The following is a 22919-nucleotide window of genomic DNA, read 5'->3' as shown; positions in this document are numbered from 1 at the left end:
TCGGCAAAGGTTCCACAAATAAACCCGCCATCACTGTTTCATTGAGCTGAGTCAAAAGACCGTATCAGACGGATTCGTACCATAGGACATCAAACATTTTTAACGTCCTTTGGGAGCTTCCATGAACAAGTCCTTGCTCAGCGCTTCGCTGTTTGCCCTCGCGCTCGCAGCCCCGCTCGCCCACGCCCACGAAGCCGGCGACATCATCGTTCGTGCCGGTGCGATCACCGTCAACCCGAAGGCCGACAGCTCCAGCGTCAAGGTCGATCAGGGTCCGCTGAGCGGCACCAACCTGGGCGGCAAGGCGACCATGAGCAGCGACACCCAACTGGGTCTGAACTTCGCCTACATGCTGACCAACAACATCGGTATCGAGCTGTTGGCCGCATCGCCGTTCGAGCATGATGTGAAGCTCAAGGGCACTGCCCTGCCGGCCGCCAACGGCAAGCTCGGCACCCTGAAACACCTGCCGCCGACCCTGAGCGTCGTCTACTACCCGCTGGATTCGAAGTCGGCGTTCCAGCCGTACATCGGCGGCGGCATCAACTACACCTGGATCTACGACGAGCACGTCGGCAGCGAAGCCCAGTCCAACGGCTTCAGCAACTTCAAGGCGAAAAACTCCTGGGGCCTGGCCTGGCAGGTCGGCGCCGACTACATGCTGACCGACAACATCATGCTCAACGCCCAGGTGCGCTACATCGATATCGATACCCGCGCCACCGTCGAGAACAATGCCGTGGCTCCGGGCACTCGCGCAAAAGTGAATGTCGACGTCGATCCATTTGTGTACATGGTCGGTCTGGGCTACAAGTTCTAAGCGAGCAATCAAAGAACGTTCACGTGGTGGTGAATGAGGCTTGGTGGCGGGCAGACTCAGAACTGACGGCGATGTTACGCAATCGACCGGGGAGCAAGCTCCCTCGCTACAGGAAACAGGTTTGAAACCCGAATTCCGGCCGTGAAAAAGGCGCCTGTCAAAAGGCGCCTTTTTCATGTCCGCGAGAAGCTCAGCGGCCGAGCAGACGCGCCAGGCCGACGCTCATCGGCGTTGGCGTCGGGCACTTGAATCGCTCAAGCAATCGGCCGTTGTTCGCCCGCGAATGACGGATGTCGCCGGAGCGTGCCGGGCCGTAGCTGACGGGCGGCAGCTCACCGACCACTGCTTCCAGGGCGGCCAGCATCTGCTTGAGGTTGGTCGCCTGATTCCAGCCGACGTTCACCGCACCGACCTGCACTTCAGGTTTTTCCAGGGCCTGCACCAGCACATCGACCAGATCTTCGACGTACATGAAATCCCGGGTCTGCTCGCCATCGCCGAACACGGTGATCGGCAGGCCTTTCTGCGCGCGTTCGCTGAAGATGCTGATCACGCCGGAGTACGGCGAGGACGGATCCTGGCGCGGGCCGAAAATGTTGAAGAAACGGAAGATCGCCGGTTCCAGACCGTGCTGGCGACGGTAGAAATCGAAGTAGTGTTCGCCCGCCAGTTTGTCCGAGGCGTACGGTGTCAGCGGCGCTTTCGGCGTGTCTTCGCTGATCGACTCGCCCTCGCCATTGTTGCCGTAGACCGCTGCGCTGGAAGCGAACAGCACGCGCTTCACGCCGGCCTCGCGCATGGCTTCGCAGACGTTGAGCGTACCGATGAAATTGCTCTGGTGAGTCTTCACCGGATCATCCACCGACGCTTGCACCGAAGCCACGGCGGCCAGGTGCGCAACGGCGCTGCAACCTTGCATCGCCCGGGCGACCAGCGCGGCATCGGCAACGTCGCCGACGATCAGCTCGACCTTGGGATTGTCCAGCGGCAGGTTGCTGCGTTTGCCGGTCGACAGGTCATCGAGGATCCGTACCGAATGGCCGTTGGCGAGCAACGCGTCAGTCAGGTGCGAACCGATGAAACCGGCGCCGCCAGTGATTAAAACAGGGCCTTCAGCCATGACGATAAAACCTATCCAGTAAGCCCGGGAGCGCGGCACGCCAGGCGCGCGGCTTGATCCCGAAAGTGTGCAGAATTTTCTTGCAGGCCAGTACGGCGTGTTGCGGCTCTTCAGCGGCATCCTCACGCGCGGCGTGGGCCTGGGCGGTCGGTTCTTCGATCGCCAGCGGATGCAGGCTGCGGGCCTCGGTGAGAATCGCCTGCCCCAGCGCCAGCGGTGTGGTCGCCTCGTGGCCGGCGTAGTGGTAAGTGCCCCACAGCGGCGCGGCGCAATCGAGTTGCTTGAGCACCGAGATGATCACCCGGGCCGCATCGTCGACCGGCGTCGGATTGCCGCGACGGTCGTCCGCCAGCAGCAATTCGTCCGGTTTTTCAGCGCGAGCGAGGAATCGTCCGAGGGTGCCTTCCGGGCTGTCGTCGAGCAGCCAGCCGAAACGCAGCAACACATGCTGCGGGCAGGTGGCGCGTACGCTTTGCTCGATCCGCCACAGCGCCTGACCGCGCAGGCCCAACGGCACCGGCTCGTCCTTTTCGCTGTAGGCGGTGGCGCGGGAGCCGTCGAATACCCGGTAGCTGGACGGCTGCACCAGCACAATGTTGTGGTGCTGGCACAGTTCGGCCAGACGCTCGATGGCGCGTTCCTGCCCCGACAGACGGCTTTCGCTGACGGTCTCGGCCTGGAACCAGTCGAAATAGTAGGCAAGGTTGATCAATGCATCGGGACGGGTGTCGTCGAGCAGTTGTGTCAGGCTCGCGGCATCCCAGCCGTCTTCGGGCGGGCGGGGGGCGAGGAAACCGATGTCTTCCTCCGCACCGAGGCGAATCAGCGCCTGCCCAAGGGCATTTCCGCCGCCCAGTAACATAAGGCGCATTCGCATAGAGTCAGCAGGCCCAGTCTGATTGGAACGATGGCTTTAGCGACGATGCTCGGGGCACCGTCGTCGATAATTGCCGGAATCGTTGCATTTTGCGGGTTTAGTGCGCAACCGTCACCCGTAAAGTGTAGATCCCCGGCGGTACTTGCAACTTCGCCCGCCCGCCCGCATAACTGCAGACATGAATCTGCCCATCCCCAAGGACGCGGCCCTGGCAGGCTTTCACCCCGCCGTCAGCGCCTGGTTCAGCCGCACATTCGCGACGGTCACCGCCGCCCAGGCCCGCGCATGGCCGCTGATCCGCCAGCGTCGCTCGACGCTGATCGCCGCGCCCACCGGCTCCGGCAAGACCCTCACTGCATTCCTCGCAGTGCTCGACGATCTGGTCCACCGTGGCCTGGAAACCCCGGACGGCCTGCCGGACGAAACGCTGGTGGTCTACGTCTCACCGCTCAAGGCGCTGTCCAACGACATTCGCATCAACCTGCAAAATCCGCTGGCGGGAATCACCGAGCAGTTGCGCCAAATGGATCTGCCGGCGCTGGAAATCACCACCGCCGTGCGCACGGGTGACACTCCGCAAAAAGACCGCGCGGCCATGCGCAAGAGCGCGCCGCACATTCTGGTGACCACCCCGGAATCGCTCTACGTGCTGCTCGGTTCGGAATCCGGGCGCAAAATGCTCGGCACCACGCGCACAGTGATCGTCGATGAAATCCACGCCATCGCTGCCGGCAAACGCGGCAGCCACCTGGCCTTGAGCCTCGAACGCCTGCAGGCGTTGTGCGCCGAGCCGCTGACCCGCATCGGTCTGTCGGCCACGCAAAAACCGATCGATGCCGTCGCACGCTTTCTGGTGGGCCATGAGCGCCCCTGCGAAATCATCGACATCGGCCACGCCCGCCCACGGGATCTGGGCATCGAAGTGCCGCCGGTGCCCTTGTCGGCGGTCATGGCCAATGACGTCTGGGAACTGGTTTACGACCGTCTCGCCACGCTGGCCCGTGAACACCGCACCACGCTGATTTTCGTCAACACCCGGCGCCTGGCCGAACGCCTGAGCCGGCACCTGAGCGAACGCCTCGGCAAACACGCCGTAGCCGCACACCACGGCAGCCTCGCCAAGGAGTTTCGCCTCGACGCCGAGCAGCGACTCAAGCGCGGCGAACTGCAAGTGCTGATCGCTACCGCGTCGCTGGAACTGGGGATCGACATCGGCGAAGTCGACCTCGTGTGCCAGATCGCTTCGCCGCGCTCGATTGCCGGGTTTCTGCAACGGGTCGGCCGTTCCGGACACCAGGTCGGCGGTACACCCAAGGGGCGCCTGTTCGCGACGACGCGCGACGATCTGATCGAATGCGCCGCCCTGCTCGACTGCGTGCGCCGGGGGGAACTCGATACGTTGCACATCCCCGAAGCGCCGCTGGATGTGCTGGCGCAACAGATCATCGCCGAGGTCAGTTGCCAGGAGTGGGCCGAAGACGATTTGCTCGCACTGTTCCACCGGGCCGAGCCCTACGCCCGCCTCGACGAAAAACATTATCAGGCGCTGCTGACGATGCTCGCCGAGGGCTACAACGGTCGTCAGGGCATCCGCAGCGCCTACCTGCATCGCGATGCCGTGAGCCGAACCCTGCGCGGACGACGCGGTGCGCGACTGACAGCCGTGACCAGCGGCGGCACCATCCCCGACAACGCCGATTACAGCGTGCTGCTGGAACCCCAGGGCCTGAACATCGGCAGCGTCAACGAAGACTTCGCCGTGGAAAGCATTGCCGGCGATGTGTTCCAGCTCGGCAACACCTCCTACCGAATCCTGCGGGTGGAAACCGGCAAGGTGCGGGTCGAGGACGCTCAGGGCCAGCCGCCGACCATTCCGTTCTGGCTCGGCGAAGCGCCCGGTCGCAGCGCCGAATTGTCGATGGCCGTGGCCCGCCTGCAGGCACAGCTCGATCAACTGTTGAGCGCCAGCCCCGGCAATCTGCAACCGGCCCTCGACTGGCTGACCGCAACCCTGGGACTGGATCTGGCCAGTGCCGAACAGCTTGTGGATTATCTGGCCCGCGCCCGCCTGGCTCTCGGTGCCCTGCCGTCCCAGGACACGCTGCTGATGGAGCGGTTTTTCGACGAGTCCGGCGGCACCCAACTGATCATCCATTCGCCGTTTGGCAGCCGCATCAACCGCGCCTGGGGCCTGGCCCTGCGCAAGCGTTTCTGTCGCACCTTCAACTTCGAATTGCAGGCCGCCGCCAGCGAAGATGCAATCGTACTGTCGCTGTCCACCAGCCACAGTTTCGAGCTCGCCGAAGTCTGGCGTTACCTGCACAGCAACAGTGCCGAGCACATACTGACTCAGGCGGTGCTGGATGCGCCGTTGTTCGGTGTGCGCTGGCGCTGGAATGCCGGGGTGGCGCTGGCCCTGCCGCGCTATACGGGCGGGCGCAAAGTCGCGCCGCAGTTGCAGCGGATGAAAAGCGAAGATCTGATCGCCAGCGTGTTTCCGGATCAGATTGCCTGCCTGGAAAACCTCGCCGGTGAACGGGAAATTCCCGAGCATCCGCTGGTGGAACAGACCCTGGACGATTGCCTGCACGAGGCGATGGACAGCGAAGGCTGGCTGCAACTGCTGCGGCGCATGGAGCGCGGCGAAGTGCGGCTGATCGCCCGCGACCTTCCGGCGCCCTCGCCGCTCGCGGCGGAAATTCTCAGCGCCCGGCCTTACACCTTTCTCGACGACGCGCCGCTGGAAGAGCGCCGCACCCAGGCCGTGCTCAACCGCCGCTGGAGCGATCCGCAATCCACCGATGACCTCGGTGCGCTGGACGCCGACGCGATCAACGCCGTGCGCGAAGAGGCCTGGCCGACACCGAACAGCGCCGATGAAATGCACGAAGCGCTGATGAGTCTGGCCTGCATCAACGACCGCGAAGTCGAGGCCAACCCGCATTGGCGCGATTGGTTGAATGCGTTGGCCGACACTGGTCGAGCCTGCCAACTGCAAATCGATCCCGAACATTCGCTGTGGCTGGCGCGGGAACGCGTGACGTGTCTGCAAGCGCTTTATCCACAGGCGCATTCGGCACTGCCAGCGCTACCCGGTTTCGATGAGGTCTGGACTGCCGACGATGCCTTGGTGGAAGTCATCCGCGCACGACTGAGCGCCTTCGGCCCGCTGCCGCTGGAGGCCATCGCCCAACCTTTGTCATTGCCACCCACACACGTCCATCAAGCCCTCGCCCAACTCGAACGCGAAGGCTACGTGCTGCGCGGTCGGTTCACCCCGGGGCTGACGATTGAAGAATGGTGCGAGCGGCATCTGCTGGCGCGAATTCACCGCTACACGGTCAAGCGTCTGCGCCGGGAAATTGAACCGGTGGCGTTGCAGGATTTCATGCGTTTTCTGTTCGACTGGCAGCATCTTTCCCCGTCCACCCGGGGTCAGGGCAGCGCCGTGTTGCCGGCGATTGTCGGTCAGTTCGAGGGCTATCCGGCAGCGGCATCGGCGTGGGACAGCGACATCTTCCCGGCGCGGCTCAAGGACTACTCACCGAGCTGGCTGGATGATCTGTGCCGCAGCGGAAAACTGGTGTGGACACGCCTCAGCGCCCGGCAGAAAACCAGCGGCACGGCGCTGCGCAGTACCCCCGTCGTGTTGTTGCCGCGCAGTCAGGTCGGGTTGTGGAGTTCGCTGGCCGAACAGACGCCGATCAGCGAACTGTCGCCCAAGACGCAGAAAGTCTTCGAGGCCCTCAGCCAGCACGGCGCGCTGTTTTTCGATGAGTTGATTCATGAAGCGCACCTGCTGCGCACCGAACTGGAAATCGCCTTGCAGGAACTGGTCGGCGCCGGTCTGGTGAATGCCGACAGTTTTGCCGGCCTGCGTGCGCTGATCACCCCGGCGAGCAAGCGCCAGCAACGCAGCAGTCGGCGCGGGCGCGGGGCGTTTGTCGGAGGTATGGACGATGCCGGGCGCTGGGCGCTTCTGCGTCGCGGGCCGGTTGTGGAAACCAGCCAGACAGCGTCGCCCGAAACTCTCGAACACATCGCCATGACCTTGTTGCGCCGCTACGGCGTGGTGTTCTGGCGCCTGTTGGAACGGGAGGCAGACTGGCTGCCGAGCTGGCGCGAACTCCTGCGCACCTTTCACCGGCTGGAGGCCCGCGGCGAGATTCGTGGCGGGCGGTTTGTCAGCGGTCTGGCGGGCGAGCAATTCGCCCTGCCCGAGGCGATTCCGCTGTTGCGCGAAGTCCGCCGTCGGCCTCATGACGGCAGCCTGATCGCGGTGTGCGGGGTCGATCCGCTGAACCTCGCCGGCACCCTGCTTCCGGGCGCGAAAGTACCGGCGCTGGCGAGCAATCGGCTGGTGTATCGCGACGGATTACCGGTCGCTGCGGAGGTCGCCGGCAAGCAGCAATTCTGGGTGGAACTGGACCCCACCGCCATGAGCGACATTCGCAACAAGCTGACCCGTCACTGAGTCCGCGCCTGCTCCGGCAACACCACCGACGAATGCGCCGACGCCACCTCCTCTTCCTGACGCTTGGGCAACAAAACCTGCTGTGGATAAGTCTGCGCGAAGTGCACCCACGGGCTGTTATCCACAAGCTTTTTCAAACGCTGATTGAACGCGCGGCTCACCGCGTATTGCCCGCCCGACACCGTGCGGAATTGCGCGGTCAGCACCACGCCGTTCAAGTCCATCTTGTCCACGCCGAACACATCCAGCGGCCCTTGCAGGTTGTACTTGAGGAACGGGTCTTCGCGGATTGAATCCCCGGTTTCGCGGATCAGCTCGATGGCTTTTTCGACATCGGTGTCGTAGGTGAACTGCACCGAGAAAAACGCGAACGCAAACTGCCGCGATTGATTGGTCACAGCCTTGATCTGGCCGAACGGCACCGAGTGCACGAAGCCCTTGCCGTCGCGCAGGCGCAGGGTGCGAATGGTCAGGCCTTCGACCGTACCGGCATGCCCGGAATCGAGCACCACCCAGTCACCGATCGACAGCGTGTCTTCGATGATGATGAACAGCCCGGTGATCACGTCCTGCACCAGTTGCTGCGAACCGAAACCGATGGCCAGGCCGACCACCCCGGCACCCGCCAGCAGCGGCGCGACGTTGATCCCCAGATTGGCCATGGTGGTGATTGCGCAAATCACCACGAGGATGATTTTGATCGCATTGCGCAGCAGCGGCAGGATGGTTTTCACCCGGGTGCTCGGCTGGCGCGCCGAGCGCTTGCTGACCGGCGGTTTCAGCGCTTCCTGAATCGCCGTATCGAGCACCACCCACAGCAGCCACGTCACCAGGAAGATCAGGCCGATGCTGCTCAAGGCATTGCTGATCGCCCGGCCGACCGTGCTGCTTTGCGCAAAATCGATCAGCGATACGCCCCAGATCCGCCCGAGAATATCGATGAACGCAATCGCGATGACGATCCGCAGCAACGCATGCAACAGGCTGAGAAAACGCTCCTTGTAGGCGCTGCTGCGCTGGATCGCCTCGGCCCGGCGTGATTTGAACAGGTGCTGCAGCACCGTGCTGAGAAACACCGTGCCGATCAGCAGCACCGTGGTGAACAGCGCGCAGCGCAGAGCTTTCTGATTGTCCTCGCCGATGCCGATCAGATTCACCGCCGACACCAGCACCATCAGCACGATCGGCCAATACCAGAGCCCGGAAAAGATCCGCAGCGATTCCTGCAGCGACGGTTGCTTCAGACGCTGGGCCAGCGAGCGATTGCGGATCAGGTGCGCCACCGGCCGGCGCAAGCGAATCACCAGCAAACCGAAAATGATCGACGCCAGCAGACCGGTAAACACCGCGATGCTGCTGGTGATATTGCCGCCCAGTTGCCGGGCGATCTGCGGGCTGGTCAGCGCGTCACTCAACGCGGCGAGAAAGCCGATCAGGAACAGCGGTTTCGGGCAGTAGTCGCGAATGATCTGCACCGCGCGTCGCTTGTGGCCGGTGTTGAACATCACCACCACACACAAAAGCATCGATGTGGAAAAGATGCCGCTGCTGGTGGCGTAGGCAAAACACAGCGCCAGCGCCCGGCCGACCGAGGCCGGCAGGAAGTGGCTGACGTACAGGGTCAACGGCAGACAGATCAACGCAGGCAATGTGTAGGGCAGCAAATAACCGATCAGGTCCTGACTGCGCTGGCGGGTACGCAGCCAGCGGCCCTCGCGCATCCGCTTGGCCAGCACGCTGCCAAGCACGGTCAACACGGCGAAGGTGCCGAGCCACACGCCGGACAGCATCATGAAGTCGCCGGCCACGCTCCAGCCCGAGCGATCCGAGGGCTGATTGACCAGCCTGTCGACCTCATCCGCCGCCCGGTCGGCCCGCAGGCGCCAGGCGTCGACCAGGTGCTCGTTGAGGTCGAGTTTGTCCTGCACGTCGTCGATGCTGGAACTGATGGCGCCGAGCAATCCGCCCTGCACCAGCGGTTCGGGTTCGGCGGCTTTTGCGGTGGCTGCCGGGACGCCCGGCAATGTGGCGGCCTGCAGCATTTGGCCGCTGGAAAACAGCAGCGCCCCCAATAGAATTGCGATCCTGAACCTGGTCAAAACGCAGAGCTCCCTTGGTTGAACCTGTAAGGAACTGAGCGTTTTTTGCTCGGCAAAGTTCAAGAGCGCGTTGACGGTGGCTTTTGATCTTTGCTCTCAGGTCAAATATCAAATGCCCATCCCTGTATTTTTCGTCCCCCACCAAACCCCGACACTGCGCTCCATTCAATCCCCTTACCGGAGTGCCGTCATGCCCATTGCCTTGCTCGCGCTGACCCTCAGCGCATTTGCCATCGGGACGACCGAGTTCGTCATCGTTGGCCTGCTTCCCACCATCGGCGCCGATCTCGGCGTCAGCCTGCCGTCCGCCGGGCTGCTGGTCAGTCTCTACGCCCTCGGCGTGGCCATCGGTGCGCCAGTGCTGACCGCCCTCACCGGCAAAGTCCCGCGCAAACTGTTGCTGCTGTCGCTGATGGTGCTGTTCACCCTCGGCAACCTGCTGGCCTGGCTGGCGCCGAGTTATGAATCGCTGGTGCTGGCGCGGATCGTCACCGGTCTGGCCCACGGCGTGTTCTTCTCCATCGGCTCGACCATCGCCACCAGCCTGGTGCCCAAGGAAAAAGCCGCCAGTGCGATTGCGATCATGTTCACCGGCCTGACCGTGGCGCTGGTCACCGGCGTACCGCTGGGCACCTTCATCGGTCAGCATTTCGGCTGGCGTGAAACCTTCCTCGCGGTGTCGGCGCTGGGTGTCATCGCGTTCATCGGCAGCTTGCTCTACGTGCCGAAAAACATTGCCCACAGCAAACCGGCCTCGCTGCTGCAACAGCTGCAAGTACTCAAGCAACCGCGCCTGCTGCTGGTCTACGCCATGACCGCCATCGGTTACGGCGGCTCGTTCATCGCCTTCACCTATTTGGCGCCGATTCTTCAGGACATCTCGGGCTTCAGTGCCGGCACGGTCAGCCTGGTGCTGCTGGTGTACGGCGTGTCAGTGGCCGTCGGCAACATCTGGGGCGGCAGACTGGCGGACAAGCGCGGACCGATCAGCGCCCTGAAAATCATCTTCGCCCTGCTCGCCGCCGTACTGTTCGTGCTCACCTTCACCGCCGCTAATCCGTGGCTGGCGCTGGCCACCGTGCTGGTCTGGGGTGCCGTCGCCTTCGGCAACGTGCCGGGCCTGCAGGTGTATGTGGTGCGTCAGGCTGAACATCACACGCCGCAAGCGGTGGATGTGGCGTCGGGGCTGAACATTGCAGCGTTCAACCTGGGGATTGCCGGCGGCGCCTGGGGTGGCGGGTTGATTGTCGAGCACATCGGCCTGATCCATACCGCATGGATTGGCGGGCTGGTAGTGCTGGTGGCGCTGGCACTGACAGCCTTGAGCGGTCGCCTCGACCGACTGGGCCCGGTGTATGCCGAACCTGCTGAAGGCTCCCGCATCGTCGCCGGCCACTGATCCGGCGAACATCGACCGTCCGTAGTCCCGCCGAAACTTTCTCGAACCGCCCGCAGTCACCAGCAGACAGAGGCGGTACGAGGACTTTCGACGGGAGAACGGCATGACAGCGATTCACATCGATGGCCCACCTGGGCGCAGCAAGCGCCATACCTCGGCAGGCATGCCGTCATGAGCATTCCGGAGCCGGTCGGCGTCACCGATGAACAGGCCACCGTCATCACGACGGTGCGCCGCTTCACGGTGCTGACGGTCAACACCCACAAGGGGTTCACCGCGCTGAACCGCCGCTTCATCCTCCCCGAACTGCGCGAAGCGGTGCGCAGTGTGTCCGCCGACGTGGTGTTTCTGCAGGAAGTGCACGGCACCCACGAACACCATCCCAAGCGCTACAACAACTGGCCGACCATGCCGCAGTACGAGTTCCTCGCCGACAGCCTGTGGCCGCAGTTCGCCTACGGGCGCAATGCGGTGTACCCGGAGGGCGATCACGGCAACGCGCTGCTGTCGAAATTCCAGATCGTGCGCCACGACAACCTCGATGTTTCCATCAGTGGCCACGAAAACCGTGGGCTGCTGCATTGTGTCCTGCGCCTGCCGGGAGACGATCGCGAACTGCACGCGATCTGCGTGCATCTGGGCCTGCGTGAAAGCCATCGCAACGCACAGCTGAAACTGCTGCGAAAACGCCTTGCAGAGCTGCCCGACGATGTGCCGGTGATCGTTGCCGGCGACTTCAACGACTGGCGCCAGCGTGCCGATGCGCTACTGGAACCCTGCGGTCTGCGCGAAGTGTTTGCCGAACATGCGGGCAAACCGGCGCGCAGTTTTCCGGCGCGCTGGCCGGCGTTGCGGCTGGACCGGATCTACGTGCGCAACCTCAAGGCCAGCCAGCCGAGGGTGCTCGCCAACCGGCCCTGGTCACACCTTTCCGATCACGTGCCGCTGTCCGTGGAGATCGAACTATGAGCAGCGCGCCGCTGGAAAAATCCGCTGTGGAACCGATCACCATTACCCCGCCAGTTCGCGAGCCCGGCCACGTCGATGTCGACTATGGCTGGCAGGGCAGCAACCGCGTCGAACTGCTGGAAAACGGCGAGGAGTATTTCCCGCGCGTCTTCGAGGCCATGCGTGCGGCGAAGAGTGAAATCCTGCTGGAGACCTTCATTGTTTTCGAAGACAAGGTCGGCAACGAGTTGCAGCAGATCCTGATCGATGCCGCCCGGCGTGGCGTACGCACTACCGTCAGCCTCGACGGCTTCGGCTGCGGTGAACTGAGCACCGGATATCTCACCGCGTTGAGCGAGGCCGGTGTGCACCTGCAAATTTTCGACCCGGCACCGAAACGCCTGGGGTTTCGCACCAACTGGTTCCGCCGCCTGCACCGCAAGATCGTGGTGGTCGACGGGCTGACTGCGTTCATCGGTGGGATCAATTTTTCCGGCGATCACCTGGCGGATTTCGGCCCGGAGGCGAAGCAGGATTACGCCGTGGAAGTTCAGGGCCCGGCGGTAGCCGACATCCATCATTTCGCCCTGCTGCAAAGCGGTCGCCCGGGGCGCGCGCGCTTCTGGTGGCAACGCCGGCGCCAGCGTCGGGCGGAGATGGCGTTCACCGAGCACGACGGTCAGGTGCGATTGGTATTCCGCGATAACGACCGGCACCACACCGATATCGAAGACGTTTACTTGCAGGTGCTGCGTCGCGCGAAACGCCGGGTGGTGATCGCCAACGCCTATTTCTTCCCCGGTTATCGCTTGTTGCGCGAGATGCGCAACGCGGCCCGGCGCGGCGTCGATGTGCGGCTGATCCTGCAGGGCCAGCCGGACATGCTGGTGGCCAAGCTCGCGGCGCGCATGACCTATGACTACCTGCTCAAGGCCGGGGTGCAGATCCACGAATATTGCCAGCGGCCGCTGCACGGCAAGGTCGCGCTGGTGGATGAGGAATGGAGCACCGTCGGGTCGAGCAATCTCGATCCTCTGAGCCTGTCGCTGAATCTGGAGGCCAACGTGCTGATCCGCGACCGGGCCTTCAATGCTCATCTGTTTGAACGTCTCGAAGATCTGAGCAACAACCACTGCAAAGCGATGGACGCCAGCAAGTCGCCGCGCGGGCGCCTCTGGCACATGACCGTGGGCTTTCTGGTGTTTCACTTTTTGCGCCACTTTCCAGCGATGGCCGGTTGGCTGCCCGCGCATAAACCCCGTTTGAAACCCTTCATCGGCAAGAGCGGGAGCGATCCGTCATGAGTCGTTCCGATGCTCAGTCCGCAACGCATTCGCCGCCAGTTGTGACGTCTCGCTGGAGCCGCTGGAAGCGCCCGCTGACGTTGCTGTTCTTCCTGGCGCTGATCGTCCTACTGACAATGTTCGCCCGCCGCATCGAATGGACCGAGGTGCTGCAAACCCTCGCCGACTTCAAGGTGCGCACGCTGATCATCGCCTCCAGCCTGACGCTGTTGAGCTTTCTGGTGTACGCCAGTTTCGACCTGATCGGCCGCACTTACATCCGTCAGGACCTGACGTGGAAACAGATCCTGCCGGTGGGCATCATCAGCTACGCGTTCAACCTCAATCTGAGCGCGTGGGTCGGCGGGATCGCCATGCGCTATCGGCTGTATTCGCGGCTCGGAGTGAGCAAAAGCAACATCGCCAAGATCCTCGGCCTGAGCCTGGCCACCAACTGGTTCGGCTACATGACCATCGCCGGCGTCGTGTTCAGCAGTGGGCTGGTCAGCATGCCGCCGGGCTGGAAAGTCAGCAGCGATGCGTTGCAGGGGATTGGCGTGTTGCTGCTGTTGATCAGCCTCGGTTATCTGGTCGCCTGCCAGTTTTCCCGGCGGCGCGAGTGGTCGATTCGCGGGGTGGAAATCAACCTGCCGTCGCTGCGCATGGCGGTCCTGCAACTGCTGCTCGGCGCGCTCAACTGGTCATTGATGGCGGCGGTGATTTTCACCTTGCTGCCGAGCAAGCTCGACTATCCGCTGGTGCTCGGCGTGCTGCTGATCAGCGCGATTGCCGGGGTCATCACCCACATTCCCGCCGGACTCGGCGTGCTTGAAGCGGTGTTCGTGGCGCTACTGCAACACGAGGCTTCCCGGGGCAGTCTGGTGGCGGGGCTGCTGGCCTATCGGGCGATCTATTTCCTGTTGCCGCTGCTGATCACCGTGGTGATGTACCTGGTGGTGGAAGCCAAGTCCAAGGCGCTGCGGATCGAGAAAAAGCCCAAGCCCTGATCAGCGCGACTGAATGATGCTCAAGCGTTCGCCCACCACCATCTCGGTGATCCAGTCGACCAGGATCGAAGTGTAGGCCTGCTGCGAGGTTGGATCGCTCAGGGCATGGTCGGCACCGTCGATGATCCGGTGGGTCAGCGAGTGAGTCTGTTGGCACGCGGCGCGGTAACTCATGATCGTCGCGTGGGGCACGTAGTCGTCGGTTTCCGATTGCACCAGCAGCACGTCGCCGGTGAATTGCGAGCAGGCGTGCAAGGCGCGGTTGCTGTCGGCGCGCACCAGTGTGCCGCGATAATCGCGCAGGTCGGCCTTGTCCAGATCGCGCTTGGGCGTGTGCCATTGTTCGTCGCGATACAGCGCCGGCACCCGCAGCGCCAGCCAGCGCACCGGGCGCAATGAGGTGAGGATCGAAGCCAGATAACCGCCGTAGCTGGTGCCGACCACCGCGATGGCCGAAGTGTCCAGCGCCGGGTGGGCGAGCAGCCGGTCATAGGCCGCCAGCAGGTCGCGCAGGTTGTCTTCACGGGTCACCCGGCTCAGCGGAATACCCGTGCCGCCGGTGTGCCCGCGCAGGTCAAACGTCAGGCATACACAGCCAAGACCGGCGATGCCTTTGGCCCGTTCCAGATCCCGCTCCTGGCTGCCGCCCCAGCCGTGCACAAACAACACGCCGGGGACTTTCGATTTGGGACTGAGGAAAGTCCCGCTCATCTGTTCGTCATCAATGTCGATCTGAATGCTTTCGCTTCTAGCCGTCATAGGATTGGACCGTTACGTATTTGAGGAGAAAGTCGCTGTTCTCGGCCGGGCCGCGATAGACCTCGATGGCATCCGCCGGCAGGGCCTGGTCGATGTAGGTTTCCACCGAAGACACGCGGATCGCGCACATCGACGGGTCGTTGACGAAACTCTGCAACGCCGCCACTTCCGCGCTGCTGGCGCCGCCCATGCGCCAGGATTGTTCGAGCACTCCGCTGCGCTGCTGGCCTTCGCTGTCCAGGCCCTGGGCGATGTCATAGTTGCGGCGCGAAGCGTAGAACCGTGGATAGGCTTCATCCGCCGCCCGGTCGAACACCTGCGCCTGTTCGATAGCCAATCGCACATCGTCCGGCAAATTCAGTTTCAGCAAGTCTGCATAACCGCCCTGCACCACCAGCAGATTCGAGCCGCCATAGACCTCTTCGCCGTGGGCATCCTCGGTCAAGTATTGATCACCGCAGTAACTGAGCACCCGGTCGCCGATGAACGACTGGCCGACGCTGTGGGTAACCACTTGGCTCAAGTCCTGCTCCAGCACCACGCCTTCGTTGAACTGTCTGGAAATATCGGAACGCGCGAGAATTTCGTCGAAAGCGTCGAGGCTCTTGATCACTTCCTGACCGCGACCGGCGCACGCATGAATCGGTTTGAGACGAATCGGCCCGCTGTACAACAGGTGCTCGGCGGCAGGTCGCGCATCTTCCAAAGCAAACACACTGAACCCGTCGAGCACGACATTGCGCGTGCGTTCGGAGAACAGCGGCGACCAGCCTTGCGGCGCGTGAGCCTGATGGCTGCGCAAACCATGGCTGATGGCTTTGGTGCAGATGAAATCGTGCTCGACGAAACCGCCCCACAGATCCTCTGGCCCCTTGATGCCCAGCTCATGGGCCTTTGCAGCGCCGACGATGGTTTGGGTCGGCAGCAGATACAGGTCGCGACCGCGATGCTTTTGCGCGTCGTAGCTGCCGCCGAATTTCAGTCCGAGAATCTGCGCCAGCCAGCGGGCCAGCGCCTTGTTGGTCTGCACTTCGTGTTGCGGCGCGTCGGGGCGTACGGAATGGGCGACCACCATTCTGTTGCGGGGTGTCGGGGTCATGCGTCCCCCTTCCAGCGGCTCGGTGAATGTAGGTCAGAGAGTGCAGAGATCAGGCCAAACGACGGCAACACGAAAACCTTTGCGGATCAGTCAATTAGCCTTTTCGTACTGGCGTTGCGCCCGTTTCAATCTGCACGATGGCCGCCACGGCCGGGGCATTTTGCACGACAGCGAGGGCTTATCTCGCCAGCGCGGTCGGTGGGGTCACGCCGAACCGATTGCGATAGTCACTCGGCGCCAGCCCGGTGATTTTCTTGAAGATGGCGCGAAAGGCTCCCGGATCCTGATACCCCACCGTCCACGCAATGTGATCGATGGTGCCGTTGGTGAACTCGAGCATTTCCCGAGCCTTGCCGACCCGCAGGTGCTGACAGTATTCGGTGGGTTTCAGACCGGTAGCCGCCCGGAATCGACGCAGGAACGTGCGCTCTTCCAGACCCGAACGCTCAGCCATCGCAGCCAGCGAAACGTCAGTCGCTCCGGTGCTTTGCAGCCAGTGCTGGACCTTGAGAATCGACGCATCGCCATGGCCGAGAATCGGCGCGAAATTGCTGCCGCAGGCACTGGCGCTGTCGCTGTGTTCCATGACCAAGAACCGTGCGGTGGCGCTGGCGATGCTCGGCCCGAGCAGGCGATCGACCAGCCGCAACCCCAGTTCCGACCAGGCCATCAGACCGGCCGTGGTGATCAGGTCGCCGTCATCGACAATCGGTGTGTCAGCCTTGAGCCTGATCTGCGGATAACGCTCGGCAAACGCCTTGGCCGAGGTCCAGTGAGTGGTGGCGCTGCGACCGTTGAGCAGGCCGCTTTCGGCCAGCAACCACGAGCCCACGCAGACGCCGCCCAGCGTTGCGCCACGGCCATGCTGGTCGCGCAGCCATTGCAGTAATCCCGGCGATGCCTGTTCTGCGCTGAACCCGGCGATCGACGGCGGAATCAGCACCGCCAGCAAGCCCGTTTCGGCAGCCGGATGACTGTCGTAAACCCTGACCGGTGCCTGCTCGTTCTCGACCTGCCAGTGACTCACCCGCAGTCGCGGCAATTGCGCGGCCTGATGCTCGACGGCGATCCGGTCGGCCACGCCGAACAGGTCGGTCAAACCATGCACCGCCGCCAGTTGCGCGCCGGGATAAATCAGCACGCCCAGCTCGGCAACGGCCCTTTCAACGCCCATTGTCAGTTTTCCCCTGTCTATTGTCGGTGCGGCCAATCCTCGTAGACGTAGCGGGCGCCGATACTGATTCCACTCCCAACAAACACTTCGAGGAAACACCCATGGCCAGGCAAGCGCTCATCGTAGTCGATATCCAGAACGACTACTTCCCCCAAGGCAAGTGGCCGCTGGCTGGCGTCGACGCCGCCGCCGACAACGCCGCCCGACTGATCGCCGCGTTCCGTGAAGCGGGTGATCCGGTGATCCATATCCGTCACGAATTCACCTCGGCGGATGCGCCGTTTTTCACCCCGGGCTCCGAGGGCGCAAAGCTGCACCCCAAGGTACTCAACCGCGCCGATGAACCGGTGGTGCTCAAGCATTTCGTCAACGCGTTCCGCGAAACCGAACTGCAATCGATCCTCGATGAACAAGACATCAACGCACTGGTGGTGGTCGGCAGCATGAGCCACATGTGCATCGACGGCGTTGTCCGGGCTGCGGCGGATCTGGGCTATACCGTCACGGTGATCCACGATGCCTGCGCCACCCGCGACCTGGAATTCAATGGCCTGACCGTGCCGGCCGCCCAGGTACATGCGGCGTTCATGTCTTCGCTGGGTTTTGCCTACGCCAGTGTGGTCTCGGCAGACGAGTTCCTCGCGGCCACCCGCTGATCCTCCTACACGAACGTCCGCAAGAAAGACCGGCCCGTCCTGTTGCGGGCCTTTTTTCGTGTGTTGAAAAAAATCTCACGCGTGAGCCATTGATGGCACTTTGAATTGGTTGTAGTGTGGCTCACGCGTGAGATGTTCATAACGGAGTCATCGCCATGAAAAGCAACTCCCCTGCAACAAAATCGGAGAGCCCGAAGGGAGTGCGCTCGACACCGTCCGCGAAAAAACCGTCGAGCTTCTATATGAAGCAGATGCGCGCGGGCCTGGCAGCCGCCGGTTATGTGAAACACGAAACTTGGGTGCTTCCCGAAAACCGAAGCTTGCTCAAGCAAATGGAGCAACAGCTACGCCAACCGATTCTGGCTGGCTCATTCATGTCGGAGAATTACATGAGCGCAGGCAACAACTGGAACATCGATAGCCTCTACAACGCCTTCAAGGCACTGGACGAGGTGGCTTCGCACGAAATCACGCTGTCCCTGATCCAGAGCGCCGAGCCCAGCCTCAAGCTGGAAATGAACGAATTCGGCGGCCTGCCGATTCACATCGCCATCGCGGGTCAGCAGATCATCGTCGATACCGTGCTGGTGGACATCGATTCGATTACCGACGTGCGCACCTTCAACGACGCGGTGCTGCGCAGCCGGGAAATGTTCCCGCTGTCGTCGATCGGCATCGAGACCATGCCGAACGGCCAGACCGTTTACAACATGTTCGGCGCGCTGAGTGCGGATTCGAGCCTGACCAACGTGGTCACCGAGGTTAAAACCCTGGTCGACAACGTGCAGCGCGCCAGCGAAGCCTTCGAACACTTCTTCAAGTAATCAACAGGGAAAATCCAATGACTCAGTCCATCTGGAGCAAGTTGTTCACCGCACTGCGCGGCGGCGCCAATGAAGTCGGCGAAGCGATCGTCGACCAACAGGCCCTGCGCATCCTCGATCAGGAAATCCGTGACGCCGACAGCGCCCTGTCCAATGCCCGTCGCGAACTGGTCACCATCATGGCCAAGCACAAGCTGTCCGCCGACCGCGTGAGCGAGTACGACGCCAAGATCAAGGACCTGGAAGCCAAGGCTGTCTCCGCCCTGAACGCCGGCCGTGAAGATCTGGCGATGGAAGTGGCCGAAGCGATTTCGACCCTGACCAACGACCTGACCACCGAGAAGGCCCAGAGCGACGAGTTCGGCACCTACGCCGAAAACATGCGCAAGGACATCAACAAGGCCGAAGCGCGGATCAAGAGCCTGCGTCAGCAAGTGGACATGGCCAAGGCCCGTGAAAGCGTGCAGAAAGCCCAGGTCAGCGCATCCATCGCCAGCGGCGGCGCCAACGGCAAGCTGGAAACCGCAGTCGGCACCCTGAACCGTCTGCAAGAGAAGCAAAAGCAGCGCGCCGCCGAGCTGAACGCTCAGGACGAACTGGCCGATGCCACCACCGGCAACGATCTGGAGCGCAAGCTGCGCGAGGCCGGCATCACGCCGAACGAGGGCAGCGCCAACGCAATCCTCGAGCGCCTGAAGCAGAAGTCGGCCCAGTAAGGGCAGCCAGAGAAAGGAAGGGCACCGGGTGCCCTTCTTTTTTGCCTGCTCGTTTGTCACGAGGCCGGTACACTAGCGGCGTTTTGCCAACGAACACCTCCACCCGCTTCAAGGAATGTACCCATGGGATGGTTAAAGAACCTGCTCGGCACCGGCTCGACACCTGCACGCGAGGCGGCCAGCGGCCCGTTGGGCCTGGCGCAGGGCAAGGCGATCCGTTTCGATACGACCCTCGCCCTGTTGCTCGACGGCAGCACCTCGGTGCGGGTCCCCGATGCCCAGGCCATCTGGAGTGCCGGCTGGATCGACCTCGGCCAGTCGAACAAGCTGTATCGCTACTACCTGGACAACGAAGATTTCTGGCTGCAGGTCCACGTCACCGGCGACGATCAGATCGAATCGGTGACGCTGTTCAATTACGTCAGCTATGTCACGGTCAACAGTGACGCTGAACTGCAGCGCCTGGCGGGCCCGAACAGCCTGATCGGCCTGCCGGCCTACACCCATGACGGCGTGTCCTTCACCCGGGAATGGGGTACCGAACGCGGCCAGACCGAACTGGTCCCGCTCACCGAGCAAGTGGTCAATCCCGACGAGTCCTACACCATCGAACACCATTCGATGCTGTACGCCCGGGAAACCGGCCTGACCGACCGTCGCGAACTGCTGCTGTTCTCCGTCGAACAGGACGAAGAAGGCACCGTCAGCCTGAGCACATCGCTGGGCATCTCGCTGTACACCACCGATCTGAGCACCATTTAAAAGGAAGTTCCCCATGCTGGAAGTGCTGTCCGTTTCCCTGAACAAGACCGCGCTGGTCGGTTTCGCCGCCTATCTGATCGGCGCCGTGCTGCTGTTCATGCTGTTTCAGTTCGTCTACACGCGTATTACGCCGCACAAGGAATTCGAGCTGATTCGCTCGGGCAACAACGCTGCCGCCATTGCCTTGTCGGGCGCGATCATCGGTTTCGCGATCCCGGCGAGCAACATCATCGCCCACTCGATCAACGTCCTCGATTTCGTCCTCTGGGCCGTGATCGCCGCTGCGGTGCAACTGCTGGCATTCCTGGCCACCGGACTGGTGCTCAAAGGCACGTCCCAGCGCATCGCCAACGGTGAAGTTGCCGCCGGCATCTACGTGGCAGCGGTGGCGATCAGCGTCGGCATGCTCAACGCCGCGTGCATGACCCCGTCCTACTGATCGGCAGGAAGCCCGAGATGAAACGAAGCAAGTACGTTCAACTGTCCCTCGCCGCTTCGGTGGCCCTGGCGATTTCCGGTGAAGCGAGCGCGCAGGAACAACAGCGCACCTTCCAGAGCGTGGAACAGTGTGTCGACGCCGAAGTGGCAGCCGATGCCTGCTCGAATGCCTACGTCGCGGCCCTGGCCGAACACCGGCGCATCGCCCCGGCCTATGACGACAAAACCAAGTGCGACGCGGACTTTGCCGCCGGCTGGTGTCAGAAGAATTCCGACGGCCGCTTTGTGCCGAAGCTCGGTGGTTTCAAGGTGCCGCAAAATACCGAGCCGGCACAGAACCTTGATGCGATTGCCAATGCGCAGATGCCGGAAGGCAATGCCGAGCCAGTGCAGACCACCCAGAACACGACCCACGTCTCCAGCGGTGGCGGATCGAGCAACGGCTGGCTGACCGGATGGCTGATCGGCAATGCCATGAGCAACAACTCGCGGACGGTGTATCGCGATCGCGATACGCGCCAGACGTACGACACTTCGACGCTGAACCGGCGTATCGAATCGGCTCCGACCACTCGCAGCAACTCGGACTACACCAGCTCCCGTAGTAAATCGGTCAACGTGGCGTCTTCCACTTCCCGTGGCGGTTTCGGCAGCCAGTCCAGCGCACGCAGCGGTTGGGGCGGCTGGGGCAGTTCGAGCAGCTGATGAAGAAGATCCATTGCGCCGAGCGCCACGACTGGAAACAGACGGCCGAAAGCCTCGGTTTTCTGTTTCACACCATCGACGACGAGCCCTACTGGGACGAACGCGCGTACTACCAGTTCACGCTCGCTCAGATAGAAAGCGATCTCGAGGATCCGACCACCGAACTGCATGAGATGTGCATGGATCTGGTGGACCGGGTCGTGCGCAGTGAGGAACTGCTCGATCGCCTGAGCATTCCTGCGCCGTACTACGACATGATCCGAACGTCCTGGCTGGAAGGTCATCCACATCTGTACGGACGCATGGACTTCTCCTACAGCGGTAACGGCCCGGCGAAACTGCTGGAGCTCAATTACGACACGCCCACCAGTCTTTATGAAGCCTCGGCCTTCCAGTGGGGCTGGCTGGAGCAATGCATCGAGCGCGGGATGCTGCCGCGCCATGCCGACCAGTTCAACAGCATCGACACCGGCCTGCATGAGGCCTTTGCTGCGCTGAAGCTCAAGCGCCCGTTCTACTTCGCCTCGATGAAAGGCTCGGTCGAGGACAAAGGCACCACGGACTACCTGCGACTGATCGCGGAAAAGGTCGGCATCGAATCCCGGCACATCGATATCGAAGACATCGGCCTGACAACCGAAGGACGTTTCGTCGACCTTGAAGATCGCTGGATCCCGCATCTGTTCAAGCTGCATGCCTGGGAGTTCATCTTCCACGAACCGTTCGGTGCGGCCATTGCCGATTGCGATACGCAGTTTTTCGAACCGGCGTGGAAAGCCATTCTCTCCAATAAAGGCGCCCTGCCCCTGCTCTGGGAATTGCACAAGGGCCATCCGAATCTGCTGGCCGCTCATCTCGATCCGAATCCGGCCAGCGCAGTGCCCAGAGGCTGGGTGCGCAAACCGTATTTTTCCCGGGAAGGCGCCAACATCGAGCTGCAAACTGCTGACGGTCTGATCGTCAAAGAGGATGGTCCCTACACGGATGCGCCCTTCATCCTGCAGGAATTCGCACCTCTGCCGAAATTCGATGACAGCTACACGCTGATCGGTTCATGGGTCATAGGCGATCAGGCCGCGGGGATTGGCGTGCGGGAGGACAACAGTCTGATCACCAAGGACTCGAGCCGGTTCTTGCCGCATCTGATTCTTGACTGAAAAACCTGCGCCCATGAAAAAGGCCCGTCGTGTTCAGCGACGGGCCTTTTTATTTAAAGCGGGTACAGCAGCGAATCAGAACGGGATGTCGTCATCGAAGCTGTCGAAATCCGGAGCCGGTTGCGGTGCGGCCTGCTGTGGAGCCGGAGCCGGACGCTGCTGAGGAGCCGACTGCTGAGGACGCGGAGCCTGCTGGCGTGGCGCCTGCTGCTGGTAGTTGTTGCCACCGCCTTGTTGGTCGCCCTGTTGTGGACGGCCGCCCAGCAGTTGCATGGTGCCTTGCATGTCGACCACGATTTCGGTGGTGTAACGCTTGATGCCGTCTTTTTCCCACTCGCGGGTCTGCAGCTTGCCTTCGATGTACACCTGCGAACCCTTGCGCAGGTATTCGCCGGCGATTTCGGCAACCTTGCCGAACATCGATACGCGGTGCCACTCGGTCTTCTCGACCTTCTGACCGGTCTGCTTGTCGGTCCACTGTTCGCTGGTTGCCAGACTCAGGTTGGTCACGGCGTTACCGTTAGGCAAGTAGCGAACTTCGGGATCCTGGCCGCAAGTGCCGACCAATATGACTTTGTTAACCCCACGGGCCATAACGTTCT

General features: G+C 62.4%; 20 protein-coding genes. 13 read left to right on the top strand and 7 right to left on the bottom strand.

Annotated features, from left to right (window positions below; genetic code table 11):
- Window positions 1-121 precede the first annotated feature (121 nt).
- Complete coding sequence (locus ACKLNA_RS28920) at window positions 122-820, top strand: OmpW/AlkL family protein (protein WP_408987835.1); 699 nt, start codon at window positions 122-124, stop codon at window positions 818-820.
- Window positions 821-1010: 190 nt separating this feature from the next.
- Here ACKLNA_RS28920 and ACKLNA_RS28915 read toward each other — a convergent pair whose 3' ends face one another.
- Together ACKLNA_RS28915 and ACKLNA_RS28910 are read right to left on the bottom strand one after the other, a co-directional pair.
- Complete coding sequence (locus ACKLNA_RS28915; RefSeq protein WP_408987834.1) at window positions 1011-1940, bottom strand: NAD-dependent epimerase/dehydratase family protein; 930 nt, start codon at window positions 1938-1940, stop codon at window positions 1011-1013.
- Entirely contained in the window at window positions 1933-2817 is an 885-nt protein-coding gene (locus tag ACKLNA_RS28910; protein ID WP_085712332.1) for a sugar nucleotide-binding protein, read from the bottom strand. Before ACKLNA_RS28910 ends, ACKLNA_RS28915 begins: the two co-directional genes overlap by 8 nt.
- Before the next feature lie 178 nt (window positions 2818-2995).
- Between ACKLNA_RS28910 and ACKLNA_RS28905 the strand changes: the two genes are divergently transcribed.
- Window positions 2996-7291, top strand: coding sequence for a DEAD/DEAH box helicase (locus ACKLNA_RS28905; RefSeq protein WP_408987833.1), 4296 nt, complete (start codon window positions 2996-2998; stop codon window positions 7289-7291).
- Here the strand turns inward: ACKLNA_RS28905 and ACKLNA_RS28900 are convergent.
- Window positions 7285-9390, bottom strand: a complete 2106-nt coding sequence (locus tag ACKLNA_RS28900) for a mechanosensitive ion channel family protein (protein WP_408987832.1) — start codon at window positions 9388-9390, stop codon at window positions 7285-7287. The genes ACKLNA_RS28905 and ACKLNA_RS28900 overlap by 7 nt on opposite strands.
- A 190-nt stretch (window positions 9391-9580) precedes the next feature.
- On the opposite strand from ACKLNA_RS28900, the gene ACKLNA_RS28895 reads away from it, so the two are divergent.
- From ACKLNA_RS28895 to ACKLNA_RS28880, 4 genes are all read left to right on the top strand, one after another.
- Window positions 9581-10789: an MFS transporter gene (locus tag ACKLNA_RS28895; RefSeq protein ID WP_408987831.1), complete on the top strand. Its 1209-nt coding sequence runs from the start codon at window positions 9581-9583 to the stop codon at window positions 10787-10789.
- 171 nt (window positions 10790-10960) lie between these two features.
- On the top strand, window positions 10961-11758 hold the full coding sequence (locus ACKLNA_RS28890; RefSeq protein WP_408987830.1) for an endonuclease/exonuclease/phosphatase family protein: 798 nt from the start codon (window positions 10961-10963) through the stop codon (window positions 11756-11758).
- A complete protein-coding gene (gene clsB / locus ACKLNA_RS28885; protein WP_408987829.1) occupies window positions 11755-13041 on the top strand; it encodes a cardiolipin synthase ClsB in 1287 nt (428 codons plus the stop codon). The genes ACKLNA_RS28890 and clsB overlap by 4 nt, the downstream gene beginning before the upstream one ends.
- On the top strand, window positions 13038-14027 hold the full coding sequence (locus ACKLNA_RS28880) for a lysylphosphatidylglycerol synthase domain-containing protein (RefSeq protein WP_408987828.1): 990 nt from the start codon (window positions 13038-13040) through the stop codon (window positions 14025-14027). Before clsB ends, ACKLNA_RS28880 begins: the two co-directional genes overlap by 4 nt.
- Here ACKLNA_RS28880 and ACKLNA_RS28875 read toward each other — a convergent pair whose 3' ends face one another.
- The 3 genes from ACKLNA_RS28875 to ACKLNA_RS28865 form a co-directional block, all read right to left on the bottom strand.
- Window positions 14028-14786, bottom strand: coding sequence for a S9 family peptidase (locus ACKLNA_RS28875; RefSeq protein WP_007955615.1), 759 nt, complete (start codon window positions 14784-14786; stop codon window positions 14028-14030). It abuts the gene before it with no gap.
- Window positions 14776-15885 (bottom strand): DUF3182 family protein, encoded by a 1110-nt coding sequence (locus ACKLNA_RS28870; RefSeq protein ID WP_408987827.1) that lies wholly within the window; start codon window positions 15883-15885, stop codon window positions 14776-14778. Before ACKLNA_RS28870 ends, ACKLNA_RS28875 begins: the two co-directional genes overlap by 11 nt.
- 178 nt (window positions 15886-16063) lie before the next feature.
- Window positions 16064-17059, bottom strand: coding sequence for a GlxA family transcriptional regulator (locus ACKLNA_RS28865; protein ID WP_408987826.1), 996 nt, complete (start codon window positions 17057-17059; stop codon window positions 16064-16066).
- A 101-nt stretch (window positions 17060-17160) separates the two neighbouring features.
- Between ACKLNA_RS28865 and ACKLNA_RS28860 the strand changes: the two genes are divergently transcribed.
- The 7 genes from ACKLNA_RS28860 (at window position 17161) to ACKLNA_RS28830 (ending at window position 22317) form a co-directional block, all read left to right on the top strand.
- Entirely contained in the window at window positions 17161-17715 is a 555-nt protein-coding gene (locus ACKLNA_RS28860; protein WP_408987825.1) for a cysteine hydrolase family protein, read from the top strand.
- Between the two features lie 155 nt (window positions 17716-17870).
- The gene (locus ACKLNA_RS28855; RefSeq protein ID WP_408987824.1) at window positions 17871-18539 is read left to right on the top strand and encodes a YjfI family protein; all 669 of its coding nucleotides are present in this window, start codon (window positions 17871-17873) and stop codon (window positions 18537-18539) included.
- A gap of 17 nt (window positions 18540-18556) precedes the next feature.
- Window positions 18557-19255 carry a PspA/IM30 family protein gene (locus ACKLNA_RS28850; RefSeq protein ID WP_085733009.1) on the top strand — a complete coding sequence of 233 codons (699 nt, stop codon included), beginning with the start codon at window positions 18557-18559 and terminating at the stop codon, window positions 19253-19255.
- A gap of 123 nt (window positions 19256-19378) precedes the next feature.
- Window positions 19379-20017, top strand: a complete 639-nt coding sequence (locus ACKLNA_RS28845) for a DUF2491 family protein (RefSeq protein ID WP_408987823.1) — start codon at window positions 19379-19381, stop codon at window positions 20015-20017.
- A gap of 13 nt (window positions 20018-20030) precedes the next feature.
- Window positions 20031-20456: a DUF350 domain-containing protein gene (locus ACKLNA_RS28840; protein WP_408987822.1), complete on the top strand. Its 426-nt coding sequence runs from the start codon at window positions 20031-20033 to the stop codon at window positions 20454-20456.
- A 17-nt stretch (window positions 20457-20473) separates the two neighbouring features.
- Window positions 20474-21160, top strand: a complete 687-nt coding sequence (locus ACKLNA_RS28835; protein WP_408987821.1) for a DUF1190 domain-containing protein — start codon at window positions 20474-20476, stop codon at window positions 21158-21160.
- Entirely contained in the window at window positions 21160-22317 is a 1158-nt protein-coding gene (locus tag ACKLNA_RS28830; RefSeq protein WP_408987820.1) for a glutathionylspermidine synthase family protein, read from the top strand. The genes ACKLNA_RS28835 and ACKLNA_RS28830 overlap by 1 nt, the downstream gene beginning before the upstream one ends.
- 75 nt (window positions 22318-22392) lie before the next feature.
- Here ACKLNA_RS28830 and ACKLNA_RS28825 read toward each other — a convergent pair whose 3' ends face one another.
- On the bottom strand, window positions 22393-22911 hold the full coding sequence (locus tag ACKLNA_RS28825) for a single-stranded DNA-binding protein (RefSeq protein ID WP_007966163.1): 519 nt from the start codon (window positions 22909-22911) through the stop codon (window positions 22393-22395).
- Between the last annotated feature and the right edge of the window lie 8 nt (window positions 22912-22919).

The organism is Pseudomonas sp. UV AK001 (assembly GCF_046097675.1).
Lineage (GTDB): Bacteria > Pseudomonadota > Gammaproteobacteria > Pseudomonadales > Pseudomonadaceae > Aquipseudomonas > Aquipseudomonas kribbensis.
Note: the sequence above shows the minus strand (reverse complement) of the source record. Positions and strands in the feature narration are given on the sequence as shown.

What these genes read in the sequence shown, in the direction of transcription:
- ACKLNA_RS28865 (WP_408987826.1), bottom strand. Translation starts at nt 17,059, where the DNA reads ATGGGCGTTGAAAGGGCCGTTGCCGAGCTGGGCGTGCTGATTTATCCC.
- ACKLNA_RS28850 (WP_085733009.1), top strand. Translation starts at nt 18,557, where the DNA reads ATGACTCAGTCCATCTGGAGCAAGTTGTTCACCGCACTGCGCGGCGGC.
- ACKLNA_RS28880 (WP_408987828.1), top strand. Translation starts at nt 13,038, where the DNA reads ATGAGTCGTTCCGATGCTCAGTCCGCAACGCATTCGCCGCCAGTTGTG.
- ACKLNA_RS28875 (WP_007955615.1), bottom strand. Translation starts at nt 14,786, where the DNA reads ATGACGGCTAGAAGCGAAAGCATTCAGATCGACATTGATGACGAACAG.
- ACKLNA_RS28845 (WP_408987823.1), top strand. Translation starts at nt 19,379, where the DNA reads ATGGGATGGTTAAAGAACCTGCTCGGCACCGGCTCGACACCTGCACGC.
- ACKLNA_RS28910 (WP_085712332.1), bottom strand. Translation starts at nt 2,817, where the DNA reads ATGCGAATGCGCCTTATGTTACTGGGCGGCGGAAATGCCCTTGGGCAG.
- ACKLNA_RS28835 (WP_408987821.1), top strand. Translation starts at nt 20,474, where the DNA reads ATGAAACGAAGCAAGTACGTTCAACTGTCCCTCGCCGCTTCGGTGGCC.
- ACKLNA_RS28825 (WP_007966163.1), bottom strand. Translation starts at nt 22,911, where the DNA reads ATGGCCCGTGGGGTTAACAAAGTCATATTGGTCGGCACTTGCGGCCAG.
- ACKLNA_RS28905 (WP_408987833.1), top strand. Translation starts at nt 2,996, where the DNA reads ATGAATCTGCCCATCCCCAAGGACGCGGCCCTGGCAGGCTTTCACCCC.
- ACKLNA_RS28860 (WP_408987825.1), top strand. Translation starts at nt 17,161, where the DNA reads ATGGCCAGGCAAGCGCTCATCGTAGTCGATATCCAGAACGACTACTTC.
- ACKLNA_RS28895 (WP_408987831.1), top strand. Translation starts at nt 9,581, where the DNA reads ATGCCCATTGCCTTGCTCGCGCTGACCCTCAGCGCATTTGCCATCGGG.
- clsB (WP_408987829.1), top strand. Translation starts at nt 11,755, where the DNA reads ATGAGCAGCGCGCCGCTGGAAAAATCCGCTGTGGAACCGATCACCATT.
- ACKLNA_RS28840 (WP_408987822.1), top strand. Translation starts at nt 20,031, where the DNA reads ATGCTGGAAGTGCTGTCCGTTTCCCTGAACAAGACCGCGCTGGTCGGT.
- ACKLNA_RS28915 (WP_408987834.1), bottom strand. Translation starts at nt 1,940, where the DNA reads ATGGCTGAAGGCCCTGTTTTAATCACTGGCGGCGCCGGTTTCATCGGT.
- ACKLNA_RS28830 (WP_408987820.1), top strand. Translation starts at nt 21,160, where the DNA reads ATGAAGAAGATCCATTGCGCCGAGCGCCACGACTGGAAACAGACGGCC.
- ACKLNA_RS28920 (WP_408987835.1), top strand. Translation starts at nt 122, where the DNA reads ATGAACAAGTCCTTGCTCAGCGCTTCGCTGTTTGCCCTCGCGCTCGCA.
- ACKLNA_RS28890 (WP_408987830.1), top strand. Translation starts at nt 10,961, where the DNA reads ATGAGCATTCCGGAGCCGGTCGGCGTCACCGATGAACAGGCCACCGTC.
- ACKLNA_RS28855 (WP_408987824.1), top strand. Translation starts at nt 17,871, where the DNA reads ATGAAAAGCAACTCCCCTGCAACAAAATCGGAGAGCCCGAAGGGAGTG.
- ACKLNA_RS28870 (WP_408987827.1), bottom strand. Translation starts at nt 15,885, where the DNA reads ATGACCCCGACACCCCGCAACAGAATGGTGGTCGCCCATTCCGTACGC.